Below are 13833 nucleotides of genomic sequence, written 5' to 3'. Positions count from 1 at the left end.
ACCCGATGGGGACAAATCAAACTTCGATGACAATTTTTCCGGTATGCACGCCGGAGTCGAAATATTCATGGGCCCTGGCCAGTTCGGAAAATTCAAAGGACTTGCCGACGTTCAGCTCCAGCTTGCCCTCCGACAGCAGGGGCATCACGCGCTGCACTGTCTCCTGGATGATCTCCGACTTCTCGGACAGCGGCCTGGCCCGCAGCGTGGTGCCGATGATCCTGGCGCGCTTGGCCAGCAACACTCCCAGGTTCAACTCCGCCTTGGCACCCTGCTGCAGTCCGATGACTACCAGCCGGCCTCCGACGGCGAGCGCCTTGAGGTTCAACTGCAGGTACTTGGCGCCGACCACGTCCAGGATCAGATCCACCCCGCGGCCGCCGGTCAGTTCCTTGACGCGTTCCAGGATGTCCTCGTCCTTGTAGTTGATCCCCGCATCCGCGCCCAGCCGCGCGCAGTACTCCAGCTTGTCGGCCGAGGACGCGGTCACGTAGACGGTAGCCCCGGCGGCCTTGGCCAGCTGGATCGCCATGGAACCGATGCCTCCGGCGCCGCCGTGGACCAGCAGGCTCTGCCCCTGGCGCAGCCCGCCTTCCAGGAACAGGTTGGACACCACGGTGGCGGCCACCTCGGGCAGCGCGGCCGCGTCGGTGAAGGACATGCCGTCGGGGATGCGGATCAGCAGTTCCTGGGCGACGTTGACGTATTGGGCGTAGCCGCCGCCGGCCAACAGTGCGGCCACCCGGTCCCCGAGGTTCCACCCGGTGACGCCCTCACCCAGTGCCGCAACGGTTCCTGACACTTCCAGTCCGGGGATGTCGCTCGCGCCGGGCGGCGGCGGATACACGCCGCGGCGCTGTTGGACATCGGCCCGGTTGAGCCCGAAGGCCGCGGTCTTGATCAGCACCTCCCCCGGCCCCGCCACAGGCACTTCGCGCTGCTGCGCTTCGATCACTTCCGGGCCGCCGGCTTCGCGGTAAATATAGGCGTTCATAACGTCGTTCATCGTTGCCAATTCCTGTCCCTAGCTATTCATGCCGTATAATTTTTCGGGTTGGATGGTTGTCCGAGCGGCCGAAGGAGCTGGTCTTGAAAACCAGTAGGCGGCAACCCCGTCTCATGGGTTCAAATCCCATACCATCCGCGTGAGTAGAAACCTCCGGTTCTCGGTTCCCCGAGTTCCGGAGGTTTTTCATTCCACGGGAACTCCTTGGAACCTACGGCTGCATCTCATAAGCGGGTGCGCCGTGCTCCAGCTGCAGCTCGTTGTAGGGAAGCCCCACGAGCCGGGCGACCTCGTTGACCACATACTGCGCGTCCTGCAAGGTTCTGGCCGCGGGGTTCTCGATGCTCCCGGCCTGGGCTGCGATGGCAGTGCCCCACTGCACCGAGGACAGCTGCAAGCCCAGCACGAAAATCCCCCGGTGCGCCATCCCCTCGCTGTTGACCAGCCGGTAGGGCTGTCCCACCACGTCGAAGCCGCTGCCCGGCAGCACCCCGCCTTCGGCGTTGTTCCAGGTGTGCACCCGGGCCACATGCTCGGACAGCAGCTGGGTGATCAGCGGGGTGTCGTTCTGCAGGACGCGGTTGGCGGGCATCATGGCCTCGCACAGCGTCCGGGCGGTGTGCACTTCCGAATCTACCCAGGGCGACGAGGCGGTGAACTGGCCGTTGACCTCGTCGAAACCGAATTCCGGATCCGGCCCGACGAAGGTCACCAGTCCGGCGCGCGACAGCGCGAGCAGCTGCTCGATGCGCTGCAGCGGCGGTCCGGAGGACAGTCCTTCGACCAGCGGCTCGAAGTGCGCCTGCACTTCCTCGATGCGTGACTGCTCGTCCAGGATCCCATTGGCGACCAGGTCCTTGATGACCATGCGCCCCAGGTTCATGGTCATGATGGCGCGGGAGAGCGGATCTTCCAGTCCGGCGGCGCTGCGCCGCGCGTTCTCCTGCATGTAGTCGCGTACCGCCTGCTGGTACTCCTCGCTGGAGCCGAAGCCCACCTCGTCGAAGGGGCGGGCCAGGGCCGGCACGTCCAGCCATTCGAGCTCCGGGAAGCCGGCGATGAATTCGCGCAGCTTGCCCAGCCAGACCTGGCTGCCTTCGTGGTGCTCAGCGTCCAGGATCGCCTCGAGCGACCGGATGAATTCGGCGGCCGGAATCTCCCAGCGGCCGTCGCAGTTCACGGCGCACTGGCGGTAGTAGGCCAGCAGGATGTCGCGGTGCAGGCTCGGCCAGATATGCCGGGAGAAGACCAGCGCCGCCTCTGGGTTCCCGGCGCGCGCCTCGGCCAGCCTGCCGATGAGCTCTTCCGCGTCGAAATGGTGCAGGCTGATCTCGTCCGGGATGAACTGGTCCACCACAGGCTTGCCCCAGTACGGCGTTCCGCGGCGCGAGGCGACCACCAGCTGCGGTTCACGCCCGGAGGCCACGTACTCGAACCGGGAGCCGGGCTCGTCGCCGACTTCCCGGAAGATGCCTCCGCGGCCGGCGGTCAGCTCCGCCATGCCGTCGAAGAAGTTCAGCCCCAGTCCCCTGACCAGTGCGGGCTGGCCCTCGGCGAACTGCGAGTAGTCCAGGTCCGCTGGCACGTTTGGGGGCATGTAGGTGGCACCGGACTGGGCGGCCGAACGCTGCAGCTGCTTCTGCCACGGGTTCAGTTCCGCGCTCTGGTGCCCCAGGGCGAGCACCACTCCGTCGGTTTCCAGCGTTTCAGCTGTGCCTTGCCCTTCCGGGCCGCGGCGGAATTCCACGCGGTAGCCGTTCGCTTCGGGGCGCACGGCCACGACCTCGGCCTGCACATGGGAAATTTCGAAGCCGGGGTGCGCGGCCAGGATCGCGGCACTCGTGTCGTACACGTGCTCCAGGTATTCGCCGTAGAGCGCGCGGGCAGGATAGGTGCCGTCCTGGATGCCGTGCAGCTGCGCAGCGTGGGCTTCGCTCATCCGCTTGCCGTCCCCCTGCGCGGCGACGAACTGGCGGAAGCTCAGCCCGGGTTCGCTGCCCCGGCGTTCCGGGGCCACCGTGGGGAAGGAGGCCGGAGTGTTCATCAGGAAGTGGTCCGACTGCTTCGGGCTCCAGACATGGCCCGAGCCCGGACGGTACGGATCGAAAACTGTCACGCGTACACGCACCGCCGCATCGGGAAGCTTCTGGGCCAGTGCGGCGAGGCGCTCGACAACGCTCGTGCCGCGCGGCCCGGCTCCGACGATGGCCAGGCTGAACTCGGGTCGGGGGTTCTGCGTCAAGGTGCTCACACTCCTAGGGTATTACCCTCCGGCGCACGTTCCGCACCGAGCCTTAGACTGTGAGCATGACTGACCGCGCTTCCACCGCCGCCCATCTGCCCGATACCTATACCTGGCTCGAGGGAATCCACGATGCAACCGCCTTGGACTGGGTCCGACGGCAAACCGAACGCACCGAGGCCGAGTTGTACGACACCGAGTTCGACGGCACCGTCCAGCGCATCAAGACCGTGCTTGATTCCCAGGACCGCATCCCGATGGTCACCAAGCGCGGGAACCACTACTACAACTTCTGGCGCGACGCCGAGCACCGCCTGGGCTTGTGGCGCCGCACCACCTGGGATTCCTACCTGACGGACTCGCCCCGATGGGAAACCCTGCTGGACCTCGACGCCTACGCCGAGCAGCAAGGCAGCGAGTGGCACTTCGCCGGCTCGCAGCTGCTGCGTCCCGCCGAAGGCGAACCGCACCGCCGTGCCCTGATCCGGCTCAGTCCCGACGGCGGCGACCAGGTGCGGGTGCGCGAATTCGACCTGGATGCCCTCGACTTCCCGGAGGACGGCTTCGACCTGCCCGTCGCCAAGACCAACGTCTCCTGGATCGATGCGGACACCTTGCTGGTCGGGTCCGCCACCACCGAGGCGAACACGACGCGCTCCACCTACGCCAGCACCCTGCGGCGGCTTTCCCGCGGGGCGGACCTCGAAGCCGCCGAGGTCGTCTACGAGGTGGATCTGGCGCACGTGGCAGCTTTCGGCTACTTCGACTCCACCCCGGGATTCGAGCGGATCGTCACCACGGATGCCATCGACTTCTACAACTCGCGCACCGGCGTGATGCTCGGCTCAGAGCACCGGATCATCGAGGTGCCCACCGATGTCGAGGTCAGCCTGCACCGCGAGTGGCTGCTGCTGGCCCCGCAGACCGACTGGACGCACCAAGGCCAGCTGATCCCCGCCGGCTCGCTGGCTCTGGCCAAGCTTGAGTCGTTCTTGGAGGACGGCACGCTGGAACGGCTACTGTTCACCCCGGATGCCAGCACCTCGCTGCAGTCGCTGAGCTTCACTGCGAATTATGTGCTGCTGACGGTCCTGAAGGACGTTGCCGCGGAAGTCCGCGTCATCGACTTGATCAAAAATTTTGATCAGTCCACGCTTCCGCTGGAAGACCCGATGCTCAGCGTCTCGGTGGCCGCGGTGGATGACGAGGATGGCGAACGGCCGGACGACTACTGGATGACCATCACCGGTTTCATAACGCCAACCACGCTGCTGCGGGGCACCGTGGGCGGCGGCCAGGCTGCCGTCAAGACCTCGCCCGAGCGCTTCGATGCCACCGGATTCGAAGTCACGCAGCATTTCGCGCGGTCGGCCGATGGAACCAGGATTCCGTATTTCCAGGTCTCGGCCCGGCAGATGCCACTGGACGGGAAGAACCCGGTGCTCATGGACGGATACGGTGGGTTCCAGCACAGCATGATTCCCGGTTATGCACCGGCCATGGGCGCCGGATGGCTCAGCCGCAGCACCGCCAGCGGCCGCCGCCCGGTCTATGTCATGACCAACATCCGCGGCGGCGGGGAATACGGCCCGGCCTGGCACCGCGCGGCGCTGCGGGAGAAGCGCCACCGCGCGTACGAGGACTTCGCGGCCATCGCCGAGGATCTCGTGGCCCGAGGAGTCACCCGGCGGGCGCATTTGGCGGCCACCGGCCGGTCCAACGGCGGACTGCTCATGGGCAACATGATCTCCGGATACCCGCGGCTGTTCGGCGCGATCTCCTGCGGGGTCCCGCTGCTGGACATGCAGCGCTACACCCAGCTGGCCGCCGGGCATTCCTGGATTGCCGAGTACGGCGATCCCGAGGTCGAGGAGGACTGGAAATTCCTGCGCACCTTCTCCCCCGTCCACCGGCTCTCGGACCAGCCTCACGCGCACGACGACTATCCGGCGTCGCTGATCTGGACAACGACCTCGGATGACCGGGTGGGACCGTCGCAGGCACGCGTCATGGCGGCCAAGATGATGGATCTGGGCATCGAGAACGTGCGTTATCACGAGCCGGACGGCGGTGGCCACGCAGGGTCGACAGACAATGAATCCACGGCCAAGATGCTGGCGACCAGCTACGAGTTCTTATGGCGCCAGGTCAGGTAGAACCCTCGTTTTGGAACACGCGCCCATCTTCGGGTAGGCTTAATTCTGCTGGAAACAGCGGATGGACACGTGCCAGAGCGGCCGAATGGACTTCACTGCTAATGAAGGGTCGGGGTTAAACTCGACCGGGGGTTCAAATCCCCCCGTGTCCGCCACGAGAAGCCCGGAAACTCAACGAAGTTTCCGGGCTTCCCCCCATTATCGGCGAAAATCCCCCCAAGGATAGGTAGAGTCGATTCATGGCAAGCGTAGAACCACGCAAAAATAAAGACGGCAAAATCACCAGCTACAGGGTCGAATGGACCGACAAGGGCAAGAGAACCCGCATGTCATTCAAGACTCAGGGTGAAGCCGACAAATGGAAAGCACTACTCGAAGCAGTAGGCGAAGACACCAAACAGGCAGAACGCGCCTTACTCCGGCAGTCCTCCCAGTCCCCCACATTCGAAGAAGTCGCACGCGGCCACATTGAACGCCTGATCAACGTCCGCGACTACACCATCAAACGGTACAAGGGCTACATCAAGAACCACTTCGAACCCATCTCGCACCTGCCAGTAGACCAAGTCACCGAAGACGACATGATCCGCTGGATCAAGTACATGCTGAAAAAAGGTTGCTCCCCGAAGACCATCGCCAACGTCCACGGCTTCATTCACGCCGGGATGAACTCCGCTGTGCGCCGTCGGCTCCGCCCCGACAATCCATGCAACGGCCGGCTACTGCCCAAGGATGACGCGACCGAAGACAAAGCAATGTTCCTCACCATGGAACAGATCAACAAGATTATCGACCACGCTACGCGCTGGCATAAACCAATGTGGCTCCTGCTGATCGGCTCAGGACTGCGCCTAGGCGAAGCAACTGCGCTCACCCCGTCAGACTTCCAGCTGGACGCTGAGATACCGTCTGTGCGCATCACAAAGTCATTCCAGGAGGTAGAAGACGGTTGGAGCATCGGTGCACCAAAGACAAAGAAAGCACGTAGAACTGTGGCTCTCGCACCGTCTACGGTTGCCGCTATCCGTGAGCGCGTAGAGTCCACCAGCGCGGGACAGCGAGTGTTCAGCATCTCCCCTGACACCACGGTATTCCCGCAGCACCGACAATGGCTTGACGCTTGGTACGATGCGGTCAAACTTGCCAAGGCTAGTGAACTTGACCCGCTGAAGATCGAACGCCGGCCAAGGATCCACGACATCCGCCACTCGCACGCTTCCATGATGATCGCCGGAGGAATGAACCTGTTCGAGCTGGCAGACCGGTTAGGGCATGAGTCGATCACCACCACCACGAAAACCTATGGACACCTTGTGCCTGATGCTCACTTCCGTGCTGCTGCAATGGTGGAAACCGCGCTCGCCGGGAAGCCTAAAGAGGTTGAAGTCAACGAGATCATTGATGAGCCGATCGAAGCGTAACTTGTCGCACCGATCATCTACACTCGTTAGTAATCACTCATGCCGCTTAGGAGACCCATATGAAGAAGACTTATGTCGTCCTGTCCACTATCGCATTATCGTCTATTGCGTTGGCTGGCTGCTCCGTGACAGCGGAAGAACCAGCCCCGCCCGCTGTGTCCGAATCATCTGCACCGGACACCGTAAAACCTGAAACTACAGAGAAGCCAGCTGCCGAGTCCAGTGGCACGGAAGAGCCTGAGTTTGCTTTCGCCACGGGGATGACGTTTGGCAAGGTAACCCGGTCGGGAGAGCCGAGCAAAGAACTGAAGGCGTTCCTTGAGGCGAGCAGTGAGGCGCAGGGTGAAGATTATAAAGACGTACTTCAGTTCTGGACGGTGAAAATTGATAACCGCGAAGGCTTCGAGGATGCTTTCGTGAACGGTCTATTCGGCTACGATGAGGCTGGCAAGGAGTACACTTTCATGCGCACCTTGGATCTAGTAGAGGCAACTCAAGAGGCGTTACCAGATGCCCCTGAAAACGCTACAGCCGAGAGCGATGAGTGGAAGCAGCATCAGGAGTTGTTCGATCTTTATTCAGCGGCGTTTGAGTCTGAGCAGTATTCTGCAAAGCCGGGCGCGGTGAAGGAATTCATTGTAGTTACGGGTGATGAGTTACCGTCTGAGTTCGCGAAGATGACGATTGATCTTGGGGGCATGATCGGTGAAGCTGACGTGATCACATTGCAAGATGCTGAGTCGCAGGGTTACCCATTGGATTTCTAGTTGTTAACGCAGAAATCCGCCCCACCCTCGCGCTGAGGATGGGGCGGTTCTTTTGCTTACTATCACTTGTTTTCTAAGTGATAGTAAGGGAATTCCTTACTATCACTTATTCGGCTACGTGCTTGCCGGTGGTGTTTTCCGAGTACGAGTCCGGCGACTTGGCGTAGCCGAGCAGCCAGCCGAGCTTCGGGCTGATGTACGTCTCGAAGAGACGCACCAGGACGTAGTACAGTGCGGTCAGCGCAGCGGTTAGCAGAGCAGTGAGCAGCTTCTCGAACTCCGGGTCCAACGGAACGTTGATGGCCACGGCCAGCGACAGCACACCGCCGACCACGAGCGGGACGATGGTGCGGACGATGGAAGCCCAAAGGGCAGCAGCAGTTTCGGACATGATTACCAGGCCTTCACTTTCTTGAGATTGTTGATGTACTTCTTGGTGAGGTAGCCGTGCGGGTTGTTCCACCCGTTGCGGCCGGAGGTGTAGCCGGCCCACTTCTTCGAGGTGGCACCCCAGTAGCCGTCGGAGGCCCAGTTATCCGGGACGCCCTTCATCTTCTTGGTGGCGTTCTGGGCGCGGACGACTTCTTGGTACTTCGCCTCTGTGCGGTCGCCCCAGTTGCCGTCTGGGACGAGTCCGTGCCATGCCTGGTACTTCTCGACGTCGCCCGTGTCCGGGTTCTTGTAGCCCATGGCCTTGAGCTTCTTCACCACATCAGCCGGCACGGATGGCTTGGCCGCTGGCTTGGACCCGCCGCCGGCGGGCTTCACCGGGGCAACACTGGTACGCTCCGGTGCCGAACCCTCATCAATGCCGAACTTGTCGAAGGCTTTCTCCGGCGCGTAGTCGGAGTTCGAGTTGCGCCAGTCGGCCCACAGTTCGAAGTGCAGGTGCGGGCCGGTCTGGTTGCCGGAGCGGTCGTTGTAGCCGAGCAGCTGCCCCGCGACGACCTTGTCCCCCACGTTGAAGTGGTCCAGGGGGCGCATGTGGTTGTAGCCGTTGCCTTCGCCGTCCGGGTTGGAGACCAGCATGCCGTTGCCTGTGCGCCCCTTGGCCCATGTGCTGTTCTTGTTGCCGGGCTTCGCCGTACGATGCAGCACGCGAATCGTGCCGTCGAACGCCGCGTATACGGGCATGCCGACCTGACCCGGCTTCGGCGGGGCAATGTCCAAGCCCTTATGCCCTGGGTATCCTCCGCGGTCGTTATGATGGCCGGTAAGCCGGCCTTCGAATGGGCTGATCATTCCCACGGGTTTCTCCTTCGGGTTGGGTTCGGTGAGGTCGAGGAATTCATTCCAGCGGCCTGCAGCGCGCATCTTCGACGGGCAGTCCTTGCCAGTCCAGTGCGCGTGGTCGTACACCTTCGAGCGGCCGATGCCGTGCTGGCGGCGCAGATCCCGGACGACCTTGGCTGCGTTCTCGAATGCCTGGTCGTAGTCGCCGTCCGAGTTGACGCAGATCTCCACGGCGATGGAGGATTCCGCAGCTTCGCGGGTGCCGCCGTGCCAGCATTGCGCGGTGTCTGGGTAAGAGCGGATTGCTTCGGTGTCGTCCACGGTGATGTGCCAGGACGCTTGCCGGACGTTGCCGGAGGACTGCAGGTTCGCGTGGGCCTGGGCGTCGGCGCCCTTGGAAGTGTTGGCGGTTTCGTGGACCGTGATCGACGTGCACCCGTTGGTGCCGTCGTAAATCTTGTCCTTGTGTTTGACCAGCTGCTCGCGCATGGGCCAGCCCTTTCGGTGGGTATGACGAAGCCCCGCCACACACCGTGACGGGGCATAAAAATGGACTAGCAGTTGCTAGTCCTTGTTGTGTTTCTGTTGTTCTCTGAAGATCGTCCAGCCAAGCCAGCCGAGCACACCGATCAGCAGTGTGTAGAGGCCGATGTACACCCACGGCCTGCCGGGAAACGCCGGGAAGAACCCAGAGAACGACGCGAGTGTGAGGATTGCCGACATGACCGCCAGCAACCCCATGAGCACCCGCCCAGCAGGAAAGCGTGTCCACGTGCCACCCGTCAAACCGTGCCACCCGATCATCACAATCAGCGTTTCCAGTAAGGCAATGGACATGAGGATGCCGGTGAGTGGTTGGATTGTCATGCTGGCCTTCCTCGGAATGCCTTGGTGAGGCCTTCTGAAAAGTGGTTGGTGCGGTTGATTTCGCGGAGGGTTTCCGATTGTTTGGACACTTCGCGTTGTGTTTGTTTGACGGCGGATAGTTCGATGTCGGCTTCGATCTTCGCAGCCTTAGCTTCCAACGCTTCGGCTTCGACTTGTCGGCGGCGCTTCCAGAGACTCATGGCGTATCACCAGCCCGGTTCGCTTCCTGAACCGCTGTCATGACCTTCGCCGCAGTCTGAGACACCACCGACTGCTCCCGCACCGTCTCAGCCAACGTGTGAATGATCTCCTGCTTCTTCTGCGCCGTAGCCTGCCAATCATCCCGCGCTTTCACCATCACCTCGTAGGTGGACTTCGGCACGATACGACCAGTCAGGATCAGCCACACCGCCAACATGAGCATGCCCGACGGCGTGAGCGCACCTATCGCCGCCCAAGGGATCTGATCCACACGACGTCACCCGACCTTCATGATCGACCACCGCGTCGTGTCAATCCCCGCAGGCAAAGTCAACGTCACACCACTGGTCTGATACGCCTGGAAAGCGATTGTCGTACCCGCAGGGATGTGCAACCTCACATGGTTGTTTACACTCATAGACGCACTGCCCGCGGCTACACCCAAACTGCGATAACGATCAGATCCAATCAAGAACGCCGCGTAACGCACGCCCGTCGCGTTAGCATTGAACGTCACCTGCCCCTCGATGTCATAAATCCCCGACCGGGACACCGTAGCAATACCACCCGAAACGCTGATGCCCGAAGCGCTATCGTCACCCGAACCACTAGCGATCAGGGAAATCGTCGTGTAGTTAGCGTTCGCCACGTTCTGGTCCGAATTCAAGCGAAGATGCCGGAAAGGGTTCTGACGAACCCAAACCCCACCAATGCGGGTTTCCCGAACACCACCCAGATCAGTGCGGATCACCGACGCGCCTTCGGGGACCTGCCCGCCCGCGGGCCCCGTCAACGCATCACGCTCAGACGCCGAGGCGACAACCACCGGCACGTTCACCGATTCCGCGAGCTTCTTCAAATCTGGGACCAGATCCCACATATCCGGTTGTGCCGGAACCCGGATCTTATTCCATAGTGTCTCTGGCATTATTCCTCCCAATAAATTCTGACTCGACCTGACTTGATGTCGTTCTTAACGCCCGCGAATCCTGCGTACCCGCCGCCGCTAATGCTCAATCCGTGGCCCCGGATCAGGTCCTCGCCCCAGGCTTTGGGCACGTCGACCCACTGGGCCCGGCTTCCGGCAGGCAGGGTGACGCTCATGCTGGCCACCACATTCACGTTTCCAGACGGTCGTTTCTTCGCCGTGTGAAGGTTCAAGCTGAACGTGGTCTCCGAGTTGTAGTTACCAACCCGTTTCCGCACCGGCAACCAGACTTGCACCCGCGTGGCCTTCTTCCCGTCAAGCTTCGAGAGCTTGTCATGGTAGAACCACGCACCATGCTGCGAACCGGGCGCACCATAACCGCTCCCGGTCATGACCTCAGTGGCGTAGTAAGAGTTCCACGATCCGGTGCCGGTGGACCACGTGCCCGAATTGGAGGCAGCGAACACGGTGGAACCGGTAGCTGGCTTCGGGGGTGGTGCGGTGGGTTTCTCGGGCTTCGGCTTTGCTGGCGGCGGCGCGGGCGGTTCAGGCGGCGCTACCGCACCGATCTTCGCCAACACGGAGCAGACCACCCCGCCGTTAGGTGCAGTTTGCCAGAGCAGGCGCACCCTATCACCGACCACCGGAGTGTAATTGGACAAGACCACCGCAGTCTTATCCCCCTGCGTGGTAGTCACGGTGGCAGTCAACGAACCGGCAGCCCACGTCTTCACCGTGCCTTCCAGGGGCAACGGCACCGCCACGGGGGCCGGCGAAAACATGCCCGTGACACCTACAACGATCGGTGCGCTGGACGTCGAATCGTTATAGTCGATGATCAGCATCGTCAACGGATCACCAGGTTCAGCGGCGACATGGCTCAGCCACACCGCTGAAAGGACGTTACCGCCGATGGAGACCTTCGACCCTTCCTCGCAGAAGCCGCTCTCCACCCGAACTTTCATGCTGCTCTTGCCCAGCACCTGCGCTAACATGAGGGCATCATTCACGTGATGACCTCACAATCTGGGCGATGCGCTGCACCTCGGCGGTATCACATTCGACAGTCAACGCCATCGCGTCAAAGGACTCCGCGTTACCACTCAACCCCATGCTCACGATGCGCCCCTTCAACCCCTGAACAGTGCCGGCGCCGGCCGGTGAAACGACCTGCACCCAGTCACCAATCTGCATGCCAGGGTGCGGCAGACACGTCACTTTCAGTTGCGTGGTGGTTTCCACCCCGGTCTTGGTGATCGCCGCTCGCGCATCGGCGAGAACACCATCACGGGTTGTTTCCATCGACTGAACGAATAGTGTTTTGCGCCCCATCGGCCCTTCCGGGCCCAGCACACCCTCTGCATCCGCGTATTCACGAATTTCAAAGCCCGCATTGTTGCCCGTAGCCACCGCCGAGTTGTAGATACGGTCCGCGGATTGCTCTCTGGCAACATTGATCAGGATGTTTCCTGCCCACGGCAGGATCTCCCACTGCGCTGATAGCGGGCGAACGAGCTTGTAGATTTCCAAAGCCCCGTCACCGGTCATGCGGAACCCGGCCCCGGCAAGCTTGGCCAGATCCGCGATGGTCGCCATCCGATCTTCACGGTAGGTCATGTCCAACGGGATCGACCGATCAGTGACACCCGTGAAAACGACCGCCACAATACCGGCGCACAGCCGGCGGATCTCCGAAACGACGGTCCCACCCGGTCGCGGGGATTCCGGGGACCGGAACGCATCGTTGATCAACAGCTGGGTACGTTCGTTCCCACTGACAGGCACCGAGGCACCAACACTGTTGAACGATAACCCGTCACGGCCAACCGTCCACTGCTCGTTAGGTGAGCTGGTCTGGTTGCGGAACCAGCCCAGCTCCACCACGTCATCAGCATGCTCGAACCTGGCTTGGATCTCCGCCCCGCCGACAGCCAGCGCTTCGTCGAATCCCCACGGCGCGAGCTCTCCGGTGGAGTCCGCGACCGTGAGCGACAATTCCCCTTGCATGAGCGTGTCCGCGCCGCCGTCCCAATTCAACGACCACGACGACACCGGCAGTGGTTCTCCTTCATTCATCGCTTCCCCGTCGTACCATGCGTGGAACGTCATGCGCGCATCCGGCATGGACCCGCCCAACGCGTCTTGGAGGGTCTCAGAAATTTCTCGTGCCACCGTTTCTCCTAAACACGTGTTGGGTCTTTGTGAACGTCAACGTATTGCAACCCAGCACGAAGGGCTGCGACCTGAGCATAGGTATACCCCGAGAGGACGGTGCTGGCGTCCTGGTATGTTGCAAGCCCTGACCGGTATGCGGCGGTGATCGCCTGCACCAAGTTCCCCGACAACGTGAACCTTGCCAGGTTTCCGCCCCAGTGCGTGGTGAACGGGGAGTCGGTGAAATCTGCATGCAGGTAAGCCACCCCAGGCAGGGGCAGCATTTCAGGCAGTGGACGCAGCACCAGCACAGCGGCTTGCGCTACCAGTTCCCTGATCTTGGCATCAAGGCCACGATCCATCGACGAACCAGCCAGCACGACGTTCTGCGCGGCGGACCGGTTCGCCCCGATGACCACCCCGTAGCGTGAGCCAAGCGTTCGGATCTGCTCACCGCCAGCACCATAGTTCACCTCTTGCAGCGAGTCGCTCGTGAGCATCAACGCTCCCGCTACGTGATTCCCTGACACCGGGATGGCTTGATCCGGGTAGATCGGGTCCTGGATCCACCCGACCTCGGAGGCCACGGTGATGGTAGTTGTTGCCATGGCCTGACCTCCAACCCACACCACATACGTGGTCGGCACATTCAACCCCGGGAAGAAGTCAGTTACCAGCACGGCGGTCGATGCGCGCACCCTTCGGGCTCGCGGAACAATGGTCGTTTCTCCTGAGACGGTGCGTTCCACCCTCAGGACTTGCTCGCCGGGAATGTTTAAGATGGTCAAGGCCACCCTGGGCGGTTCGCCGGTCTGTGATGTCATCTCGGCTGTAACCTCGTAGGCCATCGGCTCACAT

At 62.0% G+C, this 13833-nt stretch carries 14 protein-coding genes and 2 tRNA genes; 5 read left to right on the top strand and 11 right to left on the bottom strand.

The genetic code is table 11. The features are described from left to right. Positions 1 to 16 precede the first annotated feature (16 nt). Entirely contained in the window at positions 17 to 994 is a 978-nt protein-coding gene (locus tag ACTX90_RS02715) for an NAD(P)H-quinone oxidoreductase (protein WP_047118203.1), read from the bottom strand. A 62-nt stretch (positions 995 to 1056) separates the two neighbouring features. Here ACTX90_RS02715 and ACTX90_RS02710 point away from each other — a divergent pair. Continuing rightward, positions 1057 to 1144, top strand: a tRNA-Ser gene (locus ACTX90_RS02710). Positions 1145 to 1217: 73 nt separating this feature from the next. On the opposite strand, the gene ACTX90_RS02705 is transcribed toward ACTX90_RS02710, so the two are convergent. Next, positions 1218 to 3257, bottom strand: coding sequence for an FAD/NAD(P)-binding protein (locus ACTX90_RS02705; RefSeq protein ID WP_082123756.1), 2040 nt, complete (start codon positions 3255 to 3257; stop codon positions 1218 to 1220). A 56-nt stretch (positions 3258 to 3313) separates the two neighbouring features. On the opposite strand from ACTX90_RS02705, the gene ACTX90_RS02700 reads away from it, so the two are divergent. The 4 genes from ACTX90_RS02700 (at position 3314) to ACTX90_RS02685 (ending at position 7592) form a co-directional block, all read left to right on the top strand. Continuing rightward, positions 3314 to 5404: a prolyl oligopeptidase family serine peptidase gene (locus tag ACTX90_RS02700; RefSeq protein ID WP_443443036.1), complete on the top strand. Its 2091-nt coding sequence runs from the start codon at positions 3314 to 3316 to the stop codon at positions 5402 to 5404. Between the two features lie 63 nt (positions 5405 to 5467). Then, a tRNA-Ser gene (locus ACTX90_RS02695) sits at positions 5468 to 5559 on the top strand. An 84-nt stretch (positions 5560 to 5643) separates the two neighbouring features. Next, positions 5644 to 6825, top strand: coding sequence for a tyrosine-type recombinase/integrase (locus tag ACTX90_RS02690; RefSeq protein ID WP_443443035.1), 1182 nt, complete (start codon positions 5644 to 5646; stop codon positions 6823 to 6825). A gap of 59 nt (positions 6826 to 6884) precedes the next feature. Then, positions 6885 to 7592 (top strand): hypothetical protein, encoded by a 708-nt coding sequence (locus ACTX90_RS02685; RefSeq protein WP_443443033.1) that lies wholly within the window; start codon positions 6885 to 6887, stop codon positions 7590 to 7592. 106 nt (positions 7593 to 7698) lie between these two features. Here the strand turns inward: ACTX90_RS02685 and ACTX90_RS02680 are convergent, their stop codons facing one another. From ACTX90_RS02680 to ACTX90_RS02640, 9 genes are all read right to left on the bottom strand, one after another. Then, positions 7699 to 7983 carry a hypothetical protein gene (locus tag ACTX90_RS02680; protein WP_443443031.1) on the bottom strand — a complete coding sequence of 95 codons (285 nt, stop codon included), beginning with the start codon at positions 7981 to 7983 and terminating at the stop codon, positions 7699 to 7701. Between the two features lie 2 nt (positions 7984 to 7985). Next, positions 7986 to 9314, bottom strand: coding sequence for a peptidoglycan DD-metalloendopeptidase family protein (locus ACTX90_RS02675; RefSeq protein ID WP_443443029.1), 1329 nt, complete (start codon positions 9312 to 9314; stop codon positions 7986 to 7988). 75 nt (positions 9315 to 9389) lie between these two features. Then, positions 9390 to 9692 (bottom strand): putative phage holin, encoded by a 303-nt coding sequence (locus tag ACTX90_RS02670; RefSeq protein WP_204676561.1) that lies wholly within the window; start codon positions 9690 to 9692, stop codon positions 9390 to 9392. Continuing rightward, positions 9689 to 9892, bottom strand: coding sequence for a DUF7620 family protein (locus ACTX90_RS02665; protein ID WP_443443027.1), 204 nt, complete (start codon positions 9890 to 9892; stop codon positions 9689 to 9691). The genes ACTX90_RS02670 and ACTX90_RS02665 overlap by 4 nt, the downstream gene beginning before the upstream one ends. Continuing rightward, on the bottom strand, positions 9889 to 10164 hold the full coding sequence (locus ACTX90_RS02660; protein ID WP_443443025.1) for a hypothetical protein: 276 nt from the start codon (positions 10162 to 10164) through the stop codon (positions 9889 to 9891). The genes ACTX90_RS02665 and ACTX90_RS02660 overlap by 4 nt, the downstream gene beginning before the upstream one ends. A 6-nt stretch (positions 10165 to 10170) precedes the next feature. Continuing rightward, on the bottom strand, positions 10171 to 10821 hold the full coding sequence (locus ACTX90_RS02655) for a hypothetical protein (RefSeq protein ID WP_443443023.1): 651 nt from the start codon (positions 10819 to 10821) through the stop codon (positions 10171 to 10173). Beyond that, positions 10821 to 11816 carry a hypothetical protein gene (locus ACTX90_RS02650; protein WP_443443022.1) on the bottom strand — a complete coding sequence of 332 codons (996 nt, stop codon included), beginning with the start codon at positions 11814 to 11816 and terminating at the stop codon, positions 10821 to 10823. The genes ACTX90_RS02655 and ACTX90_RS02650 overlap by 1 nt, the downstream gene beginning before the upstream one ends. A gap of 7 nt (positions 11817 to 11823) precedes the next feature. After that, on the bottom strand, positions 11824 to 12993 hold the full coding sequence (locus tag ACTX90_RS02645; protein WP_443443020.1) for a hypothetical protein: 1170 nt from the start codon (positions 12991 to 12993) through the stop codon (positions 11824 to 11826). Positions 12994 to 13001: 8 nt separating this feature from the next. Continuing rightward, positions 13002 to 13823 (bottom strand): hypothetical protein, encoded by an 822-nt coding sequence (locus ACTX90_RS02640; RefSeq protein WP_443443019.1) that lies wholly within the window; start codon positions 13821 to 13823, stop codon positions 13002 to 13004. Between the last annotated feature and the right edge of the window lie 10 nt (positions 13824 to 13833).

Origin of the sequence: Glutamicibacter soli (assembly GCF_052322135.1) — a bacterium.
Taxonomy (GTDB): Bacteria; Actinomycetota; Actinomycetes; order Actinomycetales; family Micrococcaceae; genus Glutamicibacter; species Glutamicibacter soli.
The sequence above is the reverse complement of the archived record's forward strand: the minus strand, read 5'-3'. Positions and strand labels throughout refer to the sequence as shown.

Excerpts from the sequence above, each read along its gene's own strand:
- ACTX90_RS02715 (WP_047118203.1), bottom strand. The coding sequence starts at position 994 with ATGAACGCCTATATTTACCGCGAAGCCGGCGGCCCGGAAGTGATCGAA.
- ACTX90_RS02700 (WP_443443036.1), top strand. The coding sequence starts at position 3,314 with ATGACTGACCGCGCTTCCACCGCCGCCCATCTGCCCGATACCTATACC.
- ACTX90_RS02690 (WP_443443035.1), top strand. The coding sequence starts at position 5,644 with ATGGCAAGCGTAGAACCACGCAAAAATAAAGACGGCAAAATCACCAGC.
- ACTX90_RS02685 (WP_443443033.1), top strand. The coding sequence starts at position 6,885 with ATGAAGAAGACTTATGTCGTCCTGTCCACTATCGCATTATCGTCTATT.
- ACTX90_RS02680 (WP_443443031.1), bottom strand. The coding sequence starts at position 7,983 with ATGTCCGAAACTGCTGCTGCCCTTTGGGCTTCCATCGTCCGCACCATC.
- ACTX90_RS02675 (WP_443443029.1), bottom strand. The coding sequence starts at position 9,314 with ATGCGCGAGCAGCTGGTCAAACACAAGGACAAGATTTACGACGGCACC.
- ACTX90_RS02670 (WP_204676561.1), bottom strand. The coding sequence starts at position 9,692 with ATGACAATCCAACCACTCACCGGCATCCTCATGTCCATTGCCTTACTG.
- ACTX90_RS02665 (WP_443443027.1), bottom strand. The coding sequence starts at position 9,892 with ATGAGTCTCTGGAAGCGCCGCCGACAAGTCGAAGCCGAAGCGTTGGAA.
- ACTX90_RS02655 (WP_443443023.1), bottom strand. The coding sequence starts at position 10,821 with ATGCCAGAGACACTATGGAATAAGATCCGGGTTCCGGCACAACCGGAT.
- ACTX90_RS02650 (WP_443443022.1), bottom strand. The coding sequence starts at position 11,816 with ATGTTAGCGCAGGTGCTGGGCAAGAGCAGCATGAAAGTTCGGGTGGAG.
- ACTX90_RS02640 (WP_443443019.1), bottom strand. The coding sequence starts at position 13,823 with ATGGCCTACGAGGTTACAGCCGAGATGACATCACAGACCGGCGAACCG.